At 56.0% G+C, this 17189-nt stretch carries 13 protein-coding genes; 4 read left to right on the top strand and 9 right to left on the bottom strand.

Going from position 1 to position 17189, the window contains the following annotated elements; all coding sequences use genetic code 11:
* Positions 1-248 precede the first annotated feature (248 nt).
* Both JIF53_RS01785 and JIF53_RS01780 read right to left on the bottom strand, forming a co-directional pair.
* Positions 249-1073: a MipA/OmpV family protein gene (locus JIF53_RS01785; protein ID WP_199451712.1), complete on the bottom strand. Its 825-nt coding sequence runs from the start codon at positions 1071-1073 to the stop codon at positions 249-251.
* A 106-nt stretch (positions 1074-1179) separates the two neighbouring features.
* The gene (locus tag JIF53_RS01780) at positions 1180-1707 is read right to left on the bottom strand and encodes a hypothetical protein (protein WP_199451711.1); all 528 of its coding nucleotides are present in this window, start codon (positions 1705-1707) and stop codon (positions 1180-1182) included.
* Positions 1708-1878: 171 nt separating this feature from the next.
* Here JIF53_RS01780 and nhaD point away from each other — a divergent pair, with 171 nt between their 5' ends.
* Entirely contained in the window at positions 1879-3132 is a 1254-nt protein-coding gene (nhaD, locus tag JIF53_RS01775) for a sodium:proton antiporter NhaD (protein ID WP_113880063.1), read from the top strand.
* Positions 3133-3181: 49 nt separating this feature from the next.
* Here the strand turns inward: nhaD and JIF53_RS01770 are convergent, their stop codons facing one another.
* The gene (locus JIF53_RS01770) at positions 3182-3721 is read right to left on the bottom strand and encodes a porin family protein (protein ID WP_199451710.1); all 540 of its coding nucleotides are present in this window, start codon (positions 3719-3721) and stop codon (positions 3182-3184) included.
* A gap of 250 nt (positions 3722-3971) precedes the next feature.
* On the opposite strand from JIF53_RS01770, the gene JIF53_RS01765 reads away from it, so the two are divergent.
* Positions 3972-5390 carry a TrkH family potassium uptake protein gene (locus tag JIF53_RS01765; RefSeq protein WP_228285433.1) on the top strand — a complete coding sequence of 473 codons (1419 nt, stop codon included), beginning with the start codon at positions 3972-3974 and terminating at the stop codon, positions 5388-5390.
* Here the strand turns inward: JIF53_RS01765 and glgP are convergent, their stop codons facing one another.
* The 6 genes from glgP to glgC all read right to left on the bottom strand — a co-directional run bounded on the left by glgP (position 5391) and on the right by glgC (position 13623).
* On the bottom strand, positions 5391-7895 hold the full coding sequence (gene glgP / locus JIF53_RS01760; RefSeq protein WP_199451708.1) for an alpha-glucan family phosphorylase: 2505 nt from the start codon (positions 7893-7895) through the stop codon (positions 5391-5393).
* 13 nt (positions 7896-7908) lie between these two features.
* Complete coding sequence (locus JIF53_RS01755; protein ID WP_199451707.1) at positions 7909-8679, bottom strand: SDR family NAD(P)-dependent oxidoreductase; 771 nt, start codon at positions 8677-8679, stop codon at positions 7909-7911.
* A 42-nt stretch (positions 8680-8721) separates the two neighbouring features.
* Complete coding sequence (locus JIF53_RS01750) at positions 8722-9084, bottom strand: PilZ domain-containing protein (protein ID WP_199451706.1); 363 nt, start codon at positions 9082-9084, stop codon at positions 8722-8724.
* A 105-nt stretch (positions 9085-9189) separates the two neighbouring features.
* Complete coding sequence (malQ, locus tag JIF53_RS01745; protein WP_199451705.1) at positions 9190-10662, bottom strand: 4-alpha-glucanotransferase; 1473 nt, start codon at positions 10660-10662, stop codon at positions 9190-9192.
* Entirely contained in the window at positions 10659-12368 is a 1710-nt protein-coding gene (locus tag JIF53_RS01740; protein ID WP_199451704.1) for a glycoside hydrolase family 57 protein, read from the bottom strand. Before JIF53_RS01740 ends, malQ begins: the two co-directional genes overlap by 4 nt.
* The gene (glgC, locus tag JIF53_RS01735; protein WP_141066963.1) at positions 12358-13623 is read right to left on the bottom strand and encodes a glucose-1-phosphate adenylyltransferase; all 1266 of its coding nucleotides are present in this window, start codon (positions 13621-13623) and stop codon (positions 12358-12360) included. Before glgC ends, JIF53_RS01740 begins: the two co-directional genes overlap by 11 nt.
* A 177-nt stretch (positions 13624-13800) precedes the next feature.
* Here glgC and glgB point away from each other — a divergent pair, with 177 nt between their 5' ends.
* Together glgB and glgA are read left to right on the top strand one after the other, a co-directional pair.
* Positions 13801-15696 (top strand): 1,4-alpha-glucan branching protein GlgB, encoded by a 1896-nt coding sequence (glgB, locus tag JIF53_RS01730; protein ID WP_199451703.1) that lies wholly within the window; start codon positions 13801-13803, stop codon positions 15694-15696.
* Positions 15693-17159, top strand: a complete 1467-nt coding sequence (gene glgA, locus JIF53_RS01725) for a glycogen synthase GlgA (protein WP_153740066.1) — start codon at positions 15693-15695, stop codon at positions 17157-17159. The genes glgB and glgA overlap by 4 nt, the downstream gene beginning before the upstream one ends.
* Positions 17160-17189 lie beyond the last annotated feature (30 nt).

The raw sequence follows: 17189 nt of genomic DNA, 5'->3' as shown, positions 1-17189 counted from the left end.
GTTTTTAGAACTGAACAGCGGGAAAGGTAATTGCCGTTATGAATGAAAGTAGTAAAAAAGAGTAAAATAAGGCGACAGATTGACCGGACGCAAGCCCAGCACGCCCCCTGCGCAGTTATCCACAAGTGCGCATAATGTATATTATGTTAAATCGAATGCTCTGATGCGTAGAGCTCACGTTATGGAAGCTGTCACTCCCACCTCTTCGGTACAGACGTTGTGCGCATCCCTGCGTGCGCCAGCCAAACCTAAAAAACATAAATGAAGCCAACGCCTATTTCCGCCTCATAATCATTTCGAGTGATTGGGCTGTCGGATACATCACTCCCGAACGCTTCGTACAGAGCTTCTCCGAAGATCTGCCAGTTCTGGCCCAGGTAATTGCGGTAGCTGACATTAACCCCTGTTGATCTATACCCACTATCAACATCAGTTTCCGGCAGCCCCGAATCGATGGATTGTTGTGTGGTTACGCCAAAGTCCCGGTTTGCGAGCTTACTATCGTGGAAAGTCACGGCAGCACCCACTTCCCAGCCAGTACCATCAGCCTGGCACGCCAAGCACGTTCCTGCGCCGAAAATTCCGAGCGTACCAATTTCTCCTGCTGATACGCGCCCATCCAAAAAGTAACGCCAGTCGTCTGTAAGCGCGTAACGTGCTTCCAGCAGTACTGCTACGCCGGAATCCGACTCACCTAAACCATCCAGCCTTCCATCTTCAGAGTCACTCTCTTCCCGGCCTTCCTCATACCCTATAGATGTCTGAAATAACCAGGAATCCTTCACCAGCGTTCGCCACCCAACGGCTTCGCCCGCCCAGAAAAAAATGTTTTCTCCGGTTCGCCACTGAACACCACCAGCTGGGTCTGCTTCAAACTCGTACTCATCCGAGCCCTCGTAAGCGGTCTCATATTCAACGGCCAGCCCAAGACCAAAGCCCCAGCCGTCACCATTGGTGAAATCGTCGATAGAAGGAAGTGGAACGAGAGGAGTTCTGATCTCTGTCGCATTAGCGACACCGAGAAACGTGAAAGCGCCAAAAACGGTGGCGACTTGAAGGGCTGCTTTCTTCATGCTTCTTCCTCTATCAAACAGTCATCAATATTACGACTTACTCATCGCAATGGATGATTGTGCAGCGACCAAGAGGAAGAAGGCCCGGTTTGATTGGTTTTCGGCGTTACTGGTTTCCCTGGCGCTGATTCTGAAGCATTTGTTCCATCATCAACTGCATCTGGTCCATCCGTTGTTCCATGCGCTGCAGCCGCTGATCTTCGCTCATGGCCGGGTTGCCTTGCCGCATTCCCTGACCGCTGTTGCCGGGCCCCTGATTCTTCATCTGGCCCTGACCAGGATTTCGGTTGCCCATGCCGGGGCCCTGGCCGTTCATTCCCATGCCTTGCCCCATCATTCCCGCGCCCTGGCCCATCATGCCTGGACCCATTCCGGACTCTCGCATAATCTGCAGGTGTTCCTGCATGTGCTCCATATGTTCCAGCCGCATGCGTTGGCGTTCTTCTCTGGTCGTCGCATTCTGCATCTGCTGCATGGTCTGGTTCATTCGATCCATGTTCTGCTGCATTTGCTGAATCCGTTCCTGGTTGATCATTCCTGCCTGACTGCCCTGCCCGGATCCACCCTGGGCAAAGGTAGCGAGTGGCAGCGAAATCAGGGTGGCACAGACCAGCGTTCTCAAACTGTGTTTCATGACTTTCTCTCCCCGTTGTGACCTTTCCATCAATAACAGAAAGAGCGAATGCCCTTTTGATGTGCGTCAGATTTGAGTATAGCCAGTGCCCAGTAGTTTACTAACCTTGGAGGCTGCGACTAATGGGTTTAGAATCGCTGCCTTATCTCCCCCGGTGTTCAGGGTTCCAAAATGCCGATTCTTGAAGCTGTTCTGATTGCTGTTGCCATCTTGGCGCTGCTCGGCGTCATCTTTGAAGAAGTCATTCACGTCAACAAGGCGAAAACCACACTGTTCTTTGGCACGCTCAGCTGGGTTCTCCTGTTTCTGTTCAGTTCCGGTGTAGACGAAACCGCTGCAGTTTCCTCTGGCCTTTCGGAAAGCATTGCCGAGATCGCCGGGTTATGGCTATTTCTGGTGGCGGCGATGACATTTGTGGCCTACCTGAACAAGAAAGGCATGATCGAAAACATGATCTACCTGATCATGCCTCGTCAGGTCACCGAGCGGCGATTGCTGTTTCTGACCGGTCTGTTCTGCTTCGTGTTTTCTTCCCTGGCCGATAACATCACAGCAACACTGGTTTCCTGCTCCCTGATTCTCTCTTTAAACCTGGATCTGAAGAAGCGGTTACAATTTATTGTTTTGGTTGTATTTGCAGTGAACTCCGGCGGCGTTTCACTGATCACCGGCGATGTCACCACGCTGATGATCTTCCTGGCAGACAAAGTGGAAATCCTGACGCTGCTGACACTGGCCATTCCCGCTTCAATCACGGTGTTTTTGCTGGCCGTGCTTCTTTCTGGCGGTCTGTCCGGCACCGTTACCCTGAAAGCCAGTTCCAATGAAGTCCGAACCGTAGACGCGGTAATCGCGGGCCTGTTTCTGGTTACAATCATTGCCACCATTACTGGCAACGCGTTATTCAGTATTCCGCCAGTGCTGACCTTCCTTTTTGGTCTTTCCATCATGTTCCTGGTGTCCCGCTTCATGAGCGACGACTCGGATCTGGACCCGATTCTCGAATACATCCGGGTTATCGAGTTTGAAACCCTGCTGTTCTTCCTGGGGATCCTGCTTCTGGTGGGTATGCTAAAAGAAATTCATGCTCTGGATTCACTGGTGGCAATCTATGATGTCATGCCCCCGGTGTACGCCAACTATCTGATGGGCATTTTCTCCGCGGTCATCGATAACGTGCCTTTAACGGCCGCACTGCTGAAGTCCGGTATCGACATGAGCCCCGGGGAATGGATGGGGCTAACCTATGCCGTTGGCGTCGGTGGTTCGTTGCTGGTAATCGGTTCTGCGGCGGGAATTGTAGCCATGAGCAAAATTGAGGGGCTCACGTTTGTGGCTTACCTGAAGTACGCGCTACACCTTCTGGCCGCGTACACAGTGGGCTATGCCGGGGTCATTCTGCTTGGCTCTGTGATGAACGGCTAACGTCGAATGCCTGCGAGGTCCCGCCCCGCAGGCATTGGTTATCTCATCGTCAGAAGTTGACCTGAACGCCCAGGCCGATGCCATCTACGGTAATATCATCGTCATCGTAGTAACGCATGTATTCGAGGTTGCCTGACAGGTTCTTGGCGAACTTCACGTTCAGGCCGGCACCGTACGAGAAATCGGAATCATCGTCTTCCACTGAGCCTGCCTCAGCTTCAATACGAGTGAAACCGAAAACAGCGTAGGGTGTTACCGGGCTCTCGTTCACCACGTTCACCGTGCCGTAACCACCGAAGAAGTTGTCGATTTTAACGTCAACGCCGGCAATCCGATCGTCATCCACACCAAAGCCCGCTCGGGCCTCAACACCGAAATAGTCCGTAGCCATAACGCCGACCTTGCCAGACAAGGTGCCGGTGTCGGCTTCTGCCAGGCCATCGAAATCGGTTTCCATAAAGGTGTAATTCAGGCCGGCGTAGAGCCCGCCAACACCGGATTTATACATGTCCTGGGCAGATGCCAGCCCGCCAAGGGTCAGCCCGGCTGTGGCTGTTGCGATAATAAGAACCTTTCTTGTGGTCTTCATAATCTTTCTCCCTGTTCATACAGGCCTGCACGGCCTGACAGTAAACGTGCACCAGTCCGACGATTACTGCCATAGGTGCGTTCCGTATTTACCCGTTTTTTACGTCGATTTAATTCCGGGTTAATACTTCTGTCCGGGGCCTGTTTCCTTGCGGTTGAGAAAGCCCGCGGGTATGCTGACGCCGTCTTTTGTCAGCTGGCTTGAGCGTGCCTTGAGAAACCTAGCCCCTGTCGTTTTTATTGTCAGCGTCATGTTTATACTTTTGAGTGTTTTCATGACGTTACCGGTACTACTGTTGGCTGCCACCCCTTCCGGTGCACCCAATGCCATTGCGTTTGCCGAATCGGCGGCCATTGTCTGCGTGCTTGGCGTCCTGGGCCTGCTGCTGACCTACCGTGAACCCCGCGAACTGAAACCTCGCTATATGTTCGTGCTCACGGTCTCCAGCTGGTTTGTCATCGCCCTTCTGTCGGCCCTTCCCTTTTACCTGAGCGATAACGACATCTCGGCGGCCGATGCGTTTTTTGAAGGCACCTCTGGCATCACCACCACGGGGGCGACGGTGTTCACCGGCCTGGACACGATGGACAAGGATCTGCTGCTCTGGCGCTCGATCCTTCAGTGGCTGGGCGGTATCGGGATTATCGGCATGTTCGTTGCCGTACTGCCTTTCCTGCGAGTGGGCGGGATGAGACTGTTCGCCACGGAATCGTCTGAATGGACTGACAAAGCCCTCCCAAGGATGAAAACCTTGAGCCGTGGCCTGCTCTTCGTTTATTTAGTGTTTTCCGTTACGGCGGTCGTGACCTATTGGCTATCCGGTATGTCGTTATTCGATGCCTTTAATCACGGGTTGACCAGTATCGCTACCGGGGGCTTCTCAACGTCAGATCAGTCGATGGGCAAGTTCAGCGATCTTATATTGATGGAAGCCTCTCTGTTCATGATTCTTGGCAGTCTTCCCTTCTTTCTTTTTGTCAGAGAGATGCACGGCCAGCGCGGGGTTCTGTTTCGGGATCAACAGGTACGACTGTTTCTGGCACTGCTCCTTTTCGTTCCCGCATTGCTGACCTTGTATCGTTGGTGGGTATCGCCGGTTCCGTTCGATCCGCTCCACAATTATGCTGCCACCCTGTTCAACGTTACGTCGGTTGTGAGTACCTCAGGTTATGCATCTGAAGACTATTCCGCCTGGGGCCCACTGGCCTTTGTGGTGTTTTTCTTTTTGATGTTTGTGGGTGGCTGTTCGGGTTCCACAGCGGGAGGCATGAAGATTTTCCGATTCCAGCTTTCGTTGATTATCCTGCGCGAGCAGTTGATGCGGCTGTTGCACCCTCGGGCTGTTTTCACCCGTAATTACAACGGCCGTGCCGTCAGCGACGAAATCATCTCGTCAATGATTGCCTACACCTTCATTTTCCTTTTGTCTCTGCTGGTCATTACTGTTCTGTTGGCTTCGCTCCAATTGGACTTTGTCACCTCACTATCAGGTGCTCTGACGGCGTTGACCAACGTCGGACCGGGGCTCGGCGATATTATTGGTCCTGCCGGAAACTTCGGCCCATTGCCCGATGCCGCCAAGTGGATTCTGTCCGTAGGCATGTTGATGGGTCGACTGGAAATCCTGAGCGTGGTGATTGTGCTCTCACCGGGCTTCTGGCGTGGCTGATCAGCGCAGCCAGAGAATGTGAGCGTCTTCCAGGGGCAGGTTCAGCCTTGGCTCCTGACTGCGGATGCGAGGTGTGTAGTGTTCACGGGGGCGCGCTGGCACAGAGCAGTAGTAACGGTAAGTCTGTTCGGCTTCCGGTAGCGGCCCGGTAAGTGCCATAGGCTGCACCAGGCGTGGGCCGAAGGTTGAGGCCTCTGCCACCAGTTCCACGGCAACCAGTTCCGGGCTCAGGCCATCCAGATACACATCCAGATCAACACGCAGCTCTTGCCCTTCCTCCCGGGCGTCCATTGCACCAAATCTCAGGCGAGGCCAGTGTCGGGCTATGGTTTCTTTCACTGATACAAGTTTGCCGGCCCCTTCCGCGGTGCGCTCAGCGCCCTGGGCTACCATGGGCAGATAGAATTCCGTGACATACTCCCTCACCATGCGATTGGCTGAGTATTGTGCGGTTAATTCGTTCATGCTGGCTCGGATTCTCGCCAGCCAGTTGGCCGGTAATCCCTGTTCATTGCGCTGGTAGAACTCCGGTACAACCTGATTTTCCAGCAACTGATAGAGTTCTTCGGCATCCGCCTCGTCGTGTTTATCCGTCTGGCTCAATTCCTCAAAAGTGGCGCCCGGCCGAATGGCCCACCCCAGCTCCGGCTGCCAGGCTTCGGCCCACCAGCCATCGTATTGCGACAGGTTCAAACCACCATTAACCAGCACCTTCATGCCGCTGGTACCGCAGGCTTCCCAGGGATGGCGCGGGCAATTCAGCCACACATCCACGCCCTGAATAAGTTCACTGGCAACGGCCATATCGTAGTCTTCAATGAACACCACTCGCCCTTCCACCTCTGGCAACCGGGTGAACTGCTTCCAACGCTTGATGATGGCCTTGCCTTCGCTGTCGTGGGGGTGGGCCTTGCCCGCCAATACAATCTGCAGCGGCCGGTCCCGGTTGCTGAGGAGTCGAATCAGTCGTTCCGGATCTGTCAGCAGCAAGTCCGGGCGTTTGTAATCCGTAAAGCGGCGGGCAAAGCCCAGGGTCAGGGATTCTGTATCCAGCAGTAAGCCACAGGCTGCTTCCCGGCTGTTGCCGTAGTTGTGTTCGCAGTGCTGGCTCTGCAGTCGCTCTCGCAGGTAATAAACCAGCCGATGCCTCTGGTTTCTGCGCATCTGCCAGAGATCGTGGTCCTTGGTATCTCGCAGTGGGCACAGGTCCGTCATGGGCTGTCGCCACCGGTCCTGGCCACAAGCCGACGTCCATAATTCGTCCGCTTCCGGGGAGTCCCAACTGGGGGTATGCACGCCGTTGGTCACGTATTCCGCTGGCACATCAGCGGCCGGCCAGCGCCCGAACCACGGTTGGAAAATCGATTGGGTAACCTGTTTGTGAATCTGGCTGACCCCGTTGAAACGCCCGCTCATGCCCAACGCAAGGCCAGACATGTTCAGATCGCATTCGCCACCATTGGCAACGCTCAGTATTGTCTCCAGAGAGTGGCCAATTTCCTGTAGCCAGGGTTCCAGATACAGACGCGCGAGTTTGGTCGGGAATCGGTCAAAGCCAGCAGCTACAGAAGTGTGGGTGGTGAACAGGTTGGTAGCCCGGGTTGCCAGCCGCGCCACCTCAAAGCTGGTCTGATTCTGGTGTTGCCAGTGTACAGCACGCTCAACCAGCGCCAACGCACTGTGGCCTTCATTGATATGGCATAGAGCAGGTTCGCGCCCCAACAGTTCCAGCAGGCGCCAGCCGCCGATTCCAAGCACCATTTCCTGTTGCAGGCGCTTTTCCGGGTCGCCGCTGTAGAGTTCACTGGTAATACCCCTGTCTCCGGGCTCATTACGGGGGTCGTTGCTGTCGAGCAGCAACAATTCACAGCGCCCGACCTGGCCTTTCCAGGCTCTCAGGCGAACCGTGCGGCCGGGAAACGGCACGTTTACCCTCGCCCATTCTCCAGCGTTGTCCCGTAGCGGGGTAACCGGCAGCATGGTCGGATCGTTATAGGGGTGAAATTCCAGTTGTTCGCCCTCGGCATTCAAGGCCTGGCGGAAATAACCCTGTTGGTAGAGCAAACCCACGGCGGTGACAGGTACGCCAAGGTCGCTGGAAGCTTTGAGGAAGTCTCCGGCCAGCACCCCCAGGCCGCCGCTGTATAGCGGCAGGGATTCCGACACCCCGTACTCCATGCAAAACCAGGCGACGCCGCCGGCCAGCTGGTTGTTGCAATTTTCGGAATACCAGGTCGGGCACTGGTTGAATGCCTCATGGCGGTTCAGCTGCTGCTGGTATTGGGTCAGAAACTCCGGGTCTTCGGCCAGTTGTTGCAGCCGTTCTGCCGAGGCGCTGTTCAACACCAGCCAGGCATTATGCGTTGCCTCCCAGATTTCTTCATCCAGCTGTCGCCACAACTGATCACATCCATGGTGCCAGCTCCACTGCAAATCCAGTGCAATGGCCATCAGCCCTGACAGCTGTGCTGGCAGGGCCCTCATGGTATACGCGGCCAGAGTCATGGGGCGTCAGCCGTTAATGCGCGGTATAACCGCCGTCGATAACCAGTTCGCTCCCGGTCATGAATTTGGATTCATCGGATGCGAGGAAGACAATGCCCCAGGCAATGTCGTCCGGTTCGCCCATATGGCCAAGAGGATGTAAGGAATCTGTCGCCTGTTTTGCGGCTTCCAGATCCAGGCCGGTGGTTTGCAGGTGGGTTTCCACCAAAGGGGTCCAAATAAAGCCGGGGTGGACGGAATTAAAGCGAATTTTATCGCTGGCATAGAGCATCGCGTCCGTTTTGGTCATCAACCGAACGGCACCCTTGGAGGCATGATAGGGCGGTATGTCGGGCGCACTGACCAAGCCATAAATGGATGACAGATTAACTACACTGCCACCACCAGCCTTTCTCATGTGGGGGATGGCATGTTTGGTGCAGAAGAAAACGCCTTTTACGTTAACCGCCTGAACTTTATCCCATTCTTCTTCAGTCAGTTCATGAGTAGGTTTGTTAGCCCCTGCAATACCAGCATTACTCACTAGAACGTTCAGTTTTCCAAATTGTTTGGCCACGCCGTCCAGCGCCGCTTTCACTTGCTGTTCGCTGGTAACATCACAATGCCAATACCCAACTCTGAAGCCTTTTTCAGTAAGACTCTTGGCTAGCGCCTCACCTTCACTATCCAGGCAATCAAGAATGCCGACTGCGGCGCCCTCTTCTGCCATTCGCTCCACCGTCGCCTTACCAATGCCCAGTGCGCCCCCGGTTACTGCAGCTACCTTTCCTTCGAGTCGTGCCATCCCAGTTTTCCTTTCCAGAGTGAGTGTTTCTTGGAGTTGTTATCAATGCGTGTGTTCGCGAAAACGCCCCGCCAGGAAATCAGTCGAAGCCTGTTCCTGCAGGCAAGCAACCAATTCGGCAATGGTCAGTCCATCGTTGTCGACACCTTCAAAATCCACACCTAGTCCGCCATCGTCAGTGCGCACAACGTGAGCGCTCAGAGTGCAATGGCCTTTTGTGGACCGCTCCGGAAAGCGAAACGCCAGTTCAATGGTCTGGTTCAGCCGCACATCCGAATAATCGGTGGCTATAAACAGTCCACGCCTAGATGCGTCCCGGATCATGCCTGTCGCTACTGGCATGCCGCGTTTGTAGACCAGAATGAGCAACCCGCCTTCTACCCGTTGGCTTAGCCGATGTTCCATGCCGTTTCCTCCTGTCAGCTCGCCGAGTGGATATTGCTACTCTTCCACTCTACACCTGATCAAATAGTGATCATCTTGATTCTGATCAAGAGGGTGACCACTCGGCTATCGACCGTATAAATTCACAATAGTTCTCAGCCCCGGTATGTCGATCCTGGCTCGATAATCCTCGGGCAAGGTCCATATCCAGTTCCCCTGAATCGTGCCGGGCGTGTTGAAGCGCGCCTCTGAGCCAAGGGCCAGAAGATCCTGTATCGGCACGATCACCATTCGTGATACCGACCCCATGGCAGCCTGTATCACCGGCCATGGCATATCCGGGCTGCTTAATCTCAGATACCGGTTAACATGCTCTCGCGTTCGTTCATCCAGGCTCTGGTACCAGCCCAGCGTCGTGTCGTTGTCGTGGGTGCCGGTATAGACCAGGTCCCATTCCTTGTGGTTGTGCAAAAGATGGGGGTTGGTGGCACTGCCATCAAAACCGAATTGCATCACCGTCATACCCGGTAACCGGAAACGGTGTCGCAGGGCTTCCACGTCCTCGCCAATAATGCCCAGGTTCTCGGCAATCAGCGGCAAGCGAGGTAATTCCCGGAAGCAGGTTTCCAGAAAATCATCGGCCGGGCCCGGTACCCAGTAGCCGTGGGCCGGGCGCGGGTCGTCCGCCGGAATCTCCCAATACGCCTGCAGTCCCCGGAAATGGTCAATTCTCAGCAGATCGAACCGTTCCTGCTGGCTTGCCAGGCGCTGCACCCACCAACGGTATCCATCCTCCGCCATTCGCTTCCAGTCGAATAGCGGGTTCCCCCAGTGCTGACCCTCTGGAGAGAAATAATCCGGGGGTACCCCGGCGATTACCCTGGGCTTACCTTCACTATCAAGCTTGTAGAGATGGGGAGCAGCCCAGACATCGGCGCTGTCGTGGGCCACAAAGATGGGAATGTCCCCAAACAACCAGATTCTCCGCTCGGCCGCATAATGGCGCAACGCTGTCCACTGTTCGAAAAACAGGTACTGCTCCAGGCAAACCCGTTCCAGTGTGCTTTGGTGGGATTCTCTCAGGGCTTCCAGGGCGGTCGGTTTGTGATCGCGCAGGTCTTCCGGCCAGTCCAGCCAGTTCACGCCCGGAAATGCTTCTCTGGCAGTCATGAACAGGGCGAAATCATCCAGCCATTGATGGTGTTCCAGAAAATTCTGATAGGCCTGTGGATTGAAGATTTCAGACTCACGATAACGGCCGGCGTGGAATCGCTGGCTGGCATGTTCCAGGGCCTCGGTACGGGTGAACGTAGCGAGTTCCTGACTATCAAGCAGCCCGGGGGCCACCAGTTCCGCCAGATCGATCAGTGCCGGACTGCCGGCATGGGCCGAGAGCGACTGATACGGTGACAGGTCTGCATGGGTGGGGCCCAGCGGCAGGGTTTGCCACACCGTGATGCCCGCCTCTGCAAGAACATCCACAAACTGCCTGGCGGCAGCGCCCAGCTTGCCGGAGGCACCGGGTAGTGCGGTCGGGTGCAATAACACACCGGCACGACGCCTTGCCAAAACCGGATTGGGTGGCATATCCACAGTCATGAGCCGGCCTCATGTCCCGGCCGCATGGCACCGCCCTTGGCGGGTTCTCCACCACCCTGGCTCAGCGGCTGGAACAGGCTGGACGGCGCCGGGTAGCCAATACGCTCATACAGGTTGGCCAGGTGCCGGCGATACAGCTGCTCGAAATCCCGAACCACAGACGCCGGGTTGTAATCGCCAAACCACCAGAACCAGTCCGAGCCTTCACATAATCCGAGCTGGTGTGTGGCCGCCGTTTTCTGGTCGGTGCTGAGGGAGCCATTATCCATTGCCCGGTCAAAATGCTGCTTGGCCTCGCACAGCAAATCCCAGGCGCGGTTTTTGTCGGGGTCGCCAATCCAGGTGGAAAAGGTTCCGTAGATCCAGCTTCCGGCCACCAGTTCCGGTAGATGCACTGGCTCTGTGTAATGCTCGTCCTGAAGGGTTGAATAGGTGGTCAGCCGAAGTTTCGGGTGTTTCTCGAGTACCCGGTAAAGCTCATCGAGAAAATGGAAACCATTCTCCGGGTAATATTCCCAGGCATTCTCGCCGTCCAGGATTACCGAAATTACGGGCTTCCCTGCTCTGGCAATGTTCTCCATATGGTGCACCAGGTCGCCCACCGCATCCTTGGCGTGCCAGTCGGCATAGGTGAATCCGATCAGATCCGACAAGCCATCATCCCGAAAAAAGGCCGTTACTCCGGTATCGTTAAATCGGTACGGCTGATGAATGGTGGCGCCTTCCGGCAAGGATTTGTTCGCCCTGGCCTTGTTAATACTGTTGTTGATGACAGAATCGCCGGAAGCGGTCCACCGAAAACCTTGTTCGCCAAGCAACACGAGTGTCGCCTGGCTCAACCCGCCTTCAGAGGACCAGCAACCTCCCGGTTCAGTGCCAAAGAACCGCTTAAAGGAGCGCCTGCCTTCGGCCAGATGCCAGATGGCCCGCTCTTTCCCGCCAGGATAGTGGCCATGCTCCGGAAGCGCGATCTCTGGCATCGCCTCTCTGGCAGAACCGAAATCCAGCAACAGGGGCACGATGGGATGGGCCCAGGGGCTCATGGCCAGCTCCACCTGCCCGGTCTGAGCCAGGTGCCGGTAACGCGGGCCAATACTGGCCATCAATTCGGCAATCACATCCAGCAATGCCTTGCGATCGTCCAGTGTGTACTGATGGGCCTTTTCCTGAAGGCTTCGCACCACTCCATGCTTGCGGCGCACGGTTTCCGCCATCCAGCCCAGGTGGTACCACACCAGCAGGTCTGCCAGGAACTGGGTGGAAAGATAGCGCTGAATGTCTGGCCGGGTTCGGTAAAGATCGGCTACTTCCGCCAACCGGGCGTAGGCAGGAAAACGTTTGATGATGCGTTCGGCATTGGCTCTCAGGCACTTCTCCATCAAATCCAGGAATGCCGGTGAGCCGGGTTCCGGCAGCGCCGGATTAACCAGAGCCGCAAGCAGAGGATCGCCGATGGTTTGCCCGCCATGGCGCCATCGCTCAATGTGGTACAGATAGGTCTCAATCTGCTCCAGCAGCACCGGCGCGAAGTTTACCACCGCCCTGGCATCAGGGTGGGCTTCCAGGTGCGCGGCCATGTCCACGTAATCCTTAATGCAGTGGAGGTAGACCCAGGGAAAAAGAAATTGCCCGTTGCTGTGATCCTGATAATCCGGTTGGTGCATGTGCCAGCACAGCACCACCGGCGTACGGTTGTCAGAGGCCATGGGGATAATCCTGCCCGAGCATCTCGGGGGTAACCAGCACTACACCTTTTGACGACACGTGAAAGCGTTTCTCGTCTGCCTTCCGGTCGAAGCCGATCCGGGTGCCTTCCGGAATACGGCATCCGCGATCAATCACTGCTTTTCGAATATGGCAATCCCGACCGATGTCTACATCCGGAAAAACCACCGTATCCTGGATATCGCTGAATGAATGCACCCTGACCTGGGAGAATAACAACGAGTGGCGAACGCGGGCGCCGGAAACGATGCAACCGCCGGCCACCATGGAATCCACCGCTGTGCCCCGGCGATTGTCGTCGTCGAAGACAAATTTGGCAGGAGGCAGCTGCTCCTGATAAGTCCAGATAGGCCAGTCCGAATCGTAAAGGTTCAGTTCCGGGCTGATGTCGATCAGCTCCAGATTTGCCTGCCACAGAGAGTCGATGGTGCCGACATCGCGCCAGTAAGCAACCTTGTTGTTGATCGGATCCCGGAATGGGAAAGCAGCAACCCGGTGGCGCTTGATTACCGAGGGAATAATATCCTTGCCGAAGTCGTGGGAGGAATTGCCGTCCATCTTATGATCCCGCAGCAGCTCGTCAAACAGAACCGCCGTGCTGAATACGTAAATACCCATCGAGACCAATGCTGTACCGGGTTTGCCCGGCATAGCCTTGGGATTGGCCGGCTTTTCCTCAAACTCGGTAATGCGGAAATCTTCATCCACCGACATCACCCCGAATGCCGAGGCTTCTTCAAGGGGTACCTCAATACAGCCCACGGTAATATCCGCCTCCTGCTCCACATGGGCTGCCAGCATGGTGCCGTAATCCATTTTGTAGACGTGGTCCCCGGCCAGAATCAGCACGTACTCCGGCCGGTGGCTGCGAATAATGTCCAGGTTCTGTAGCACCGCATCGGCTGTGCCCTCGTACCAGGAGGTTTCAATGCGCTGCTGGGCTGGCAACAGTTCCACAAATTCATCCAGCTCCCCCCTCAGGAATCCCCAGCCGCGCTGAATGTGACGTATCAGTGAGTGGGATTTGTACTGGGTGATGACGCCTACCTGGCCAATGCCGGAGTTGATGCAGTTGGACAACGGGAAATCGATAATCCTGAACTTACCCCCGAAGGGAACGGCGGGCTTGGCTCGCCATTTTGTGAGGTCGTGAAGCCGTGAGCCCCTGCCGCCAGCCAGCACCAGGGCCAGGGTTTGACGAGTAAGACGACTGACGAAACGCTTGGCGGTTTGCATAGCAGCTTCCCTGTTTAAACCGGATACGCGCCGACACAAATTTGACGTTTGCTCTTGTAGAAAAACACTATCATTGAATTATGACGTACAATTGTCTTAGGTCATATTTTGTACAAACGCAAAAACGATTGATGGTCTAACCTCTGGTTTCCACTTTTATTCAGGAATCTGTGGTCTATGGAAAGCCCCGCCCTGAGTGAGTTCGACCTGCACCTGTTTGCCGAAGGCAGGCACTGGCATATCTATAATGTTCTGGGTGCCCACCTTGGGAATCGCCGAGGTATCGAAGGCGCCCGTTTTGCCGTTTGGGCACCCAATGCCCAGGCCGTGAGTGTGATCGGCGACTTCAACGACTGGGACAGCGGCCGTCATCCCATGGCGGTTAACAAAGATTATGGTGTCTGGTCGGTATTCATTGGGGGAGTAAAGCCGGGAGACCTTTACAAGTTTGCCATCACAACCCGAAACGGCCACCACATCACCAAAACCGATCCGTATGGGCAGGCCTTTGAGCACCGGCCTTCCAATGCCGCAGTGGTGACCGAGCGGGGGCAATACGCCTGGAGCGACGGAGACTGGCTTGAGTGCAGAAACCGGTTCGACTGGCAGCGGAGCCCGATTTCTGTCTATGAGGTGCATCCGGGCTCCTGGCGCCATCACGGTTCCGGGCGCTGGCTGACCTATCGGGAGCTGGCCGATCAGTTGGTGCCCTACGTGTTGGAAACCGGCTTTACGCATATTGAGCTGCTCCCGATTACCGAGCACCCGCTGGACGAATCCTGGGGTTACCAGACTACCGGCTATTACGCCCCCACCAGCCGTTATGGCAGCCCGGATGATCTTAGATATCTGGTCGACCTGTGCCATCAGAACAACATCGGCGTGATTCTCGATTGGGTGCCGGGGCATTTCCCCGATGACGACTTCGCCCTCGCCGAATTTGATGGCACGGCACTCTATGAACATGAAGATCCCCGCCGCGGGCGTCACCAGGATTGGGGCACACTCATCTACAACTACGGTCGCCACGAAGTCCGGAACTTTCTCATAGGCAGTGCGCTTTTCTGGCTGGATACCTTTCACATGGACGGGCTGCGGGTGGATGCGGTTGCTTCCATGCTGTACCTGAACTACTCCCGGAATGAGGGAGAATGGCTGCCGAACGAACATGGCGGCCATGAGAATCTGGACGCGATCCGGTTCCTTCAGGATCTGAACCGGGTATGCCAGAGCCGGTTTCCCGGCGTGCTGATGATGGCGGAAGAGTCCACGTCCTGGCCCCGGGTGACGCGGCCGCCGGAGATTGGCGGTCTTGGATTCAATCTGAAATGGAACATGGGATGGATGCACGACACCCTGCACTACCTGCAACAGGACCCCGTGTATCGCCAGTATCACCACGACAAGCTCACCTTTGGTTTGCTTTATGCCTTTTCGGAAAATTTCGTGCTGCCGCTCTCCCACGACGAAGTCGTACACGGCAAATCCAGCCTGATTCAGAAAATGCCGGGGGATGACTGGCAACAAAGAGCCTCCCTGCGCCTATTGTTCAGTTACATGTTCTCCTACCCCGGTGCGAAGCTGCTGTTCATGGGTGGTGAATTTGGCCAGCGCCAGGAGTGGAGCGAACGTCGCGAACTGGACTGGTACCTGCTGCAATACCCCGAGCACCAGGGGCTGCGTAAACTTGTTCAGGATCTCAATGGGCTCTATCGCCGCTACCCGGCTCTGCACCGCAAGAGCTTCACCGGCGAAGGCTTCGAGTGGATTGATTGCCACGATTCCACCCAGTCTGTGATCAGTTTTCTGCGCAACCCGGGAACGCCCGAGCATGGGCCGCTGGTGATTGTTGCCAACTTTACTCCTATACCCAGGCATCACTATCGCATTGGCGTGCCAACAGGAGGTAACTGGCAGGAAATTTTTAATTCAGACTCCACCTGGTATGGCGGCAGTAACCTCGGCAATCCTCTACTCTTGCAAGCTGAGCCCACACCCTGGATGGCCCGCCCGTGTTCCGTGGAGCTTACGGTACCGCCCCTGGGCCTGGTTATGCTGAGGCCAGCGACATGACCCGGGTACTGTTTGCCACGAGCGAAGTCTTTCCTCTGGTAAAAACCGGAGGTCTTGCGGATGTTTCGGCAAGCCTTCCTGAAGCTCTCTGCCGCCTGGGCTACGACTGTCAGATCCTGCTCCCCGGCTACCCTGCAGCGCTGAAGGCTGCGCGAGAGTCCGGATCCCGCCGTAAAACCCGATTTCGCTACGGCCAGTACGATGTATCCCTGTGGCAAACCCGATTGCCGGGCACCGCCGTTACCCTCTGGCTGGTGGATTGCCCAGCCCTGTTCGACCGTGCTGGCGACAGCCCCTATCAGAACGAAGAAGGCGAGGACTGGTGGGACAACGCTCACCGGTTTCACCTGTTCGGACGAATCGGTGCCATGTTGGCGCTCGGGCAACTGGGCCTGGCCTGGCGGCCGGACATCGTGCACTGTAACGACTGGCAATCCGCACTGATCCCGGTGTTTCTGGCAGATAGTCAGGACGCCCCGAAAACTGTGTTCACCATCCACAATCTCGCTTACCAGGGGCTGTTTTCCCACGAAACCTTTCGTGCCCTGGGCCTGCCGGACTCACTTTGGCGATACGAGTTCCTGGAGTTTCACGGCCAACTGTCCTTTATCAAAGGCGGACTGGTATTCAGCGATGCCATCACCACCGTCAGCCCCAGCTACGCAGATGAAATTCAGACACCCTGGTTCGGTAACGGTCTGGACGGTTTGCTGCGCCACAAGTCATCCAGGCTTCACGGCATTCTCAATGGCATTGATACCCGCCAATGGAACCCGGAAGCGGATCCACACCTGGAGTTCCACTATGGCGCGGACTATCCCGCCAACAAATCACAATGCCAGGCAAGGCTGCAGCAGGAACTCGGGCTGGAGGTTTGCGGGGCTCCATTGCTGGGGTTCGTCGGGCGCCTGGTGGAACAGAAAGGGCTGGACTGGCTGCTTGGGGTCATCAAGCCGTTGCTGGAACGAGGATGTCAGTTTGCCCTGCTCGGCTCCGGCGAACACCACTACCAGGAAAGCCTGAAAACCATGGTTCGTGAATGGCCCGGGCAATGTTCACTCACCCTCGGTTACAACGAAGGCCTGGCGCACCGGATAACCGCCGGGGCCGATATTTTCCTGATGCCTTCCCGGTTTGAACCCTGCGGACTGAACCAGATGTACAGCCTAAGATACGGCACCGTACCGGTGGTGCACGGCGTCGGCGGCCTTAACGATACGGTGTTTGACCCCAATGAGGAAACACCGGAACAAGCCAATGGTTTTGTGTTTCGTGAGGCGACGCCAGATGCATTACATGCCGCCATTACCCGTGCGCTGGCAGCGCGGGAGGACCGGAAAACCTGGCGCAAACTGCAGGAAAACGGCATGAAAGGCGACTATTCCTGGAAGAACCGGGCCGGCGAATACGCGGCCCTGTACCGGAACCTCATTACCGTCAACGACCGGATATATGAAGACTGACACGGTGCCCCTGGCCCAAGGAGGTCATCA

This window comes from Marinobacter sp. bablab_jr008, from assembly GCF_016464145.1.
Classification (GTDB): domain Bacteria; phylum Pseudomonadota; class Gammaproteobacteria; order Pseudomonadales; family Oleiphilaceae; genus Marinobacter; species Marinobacter nauticus.
This window is presented reverse-complemented; position numbering and strand designations above follow the sequence as displayed.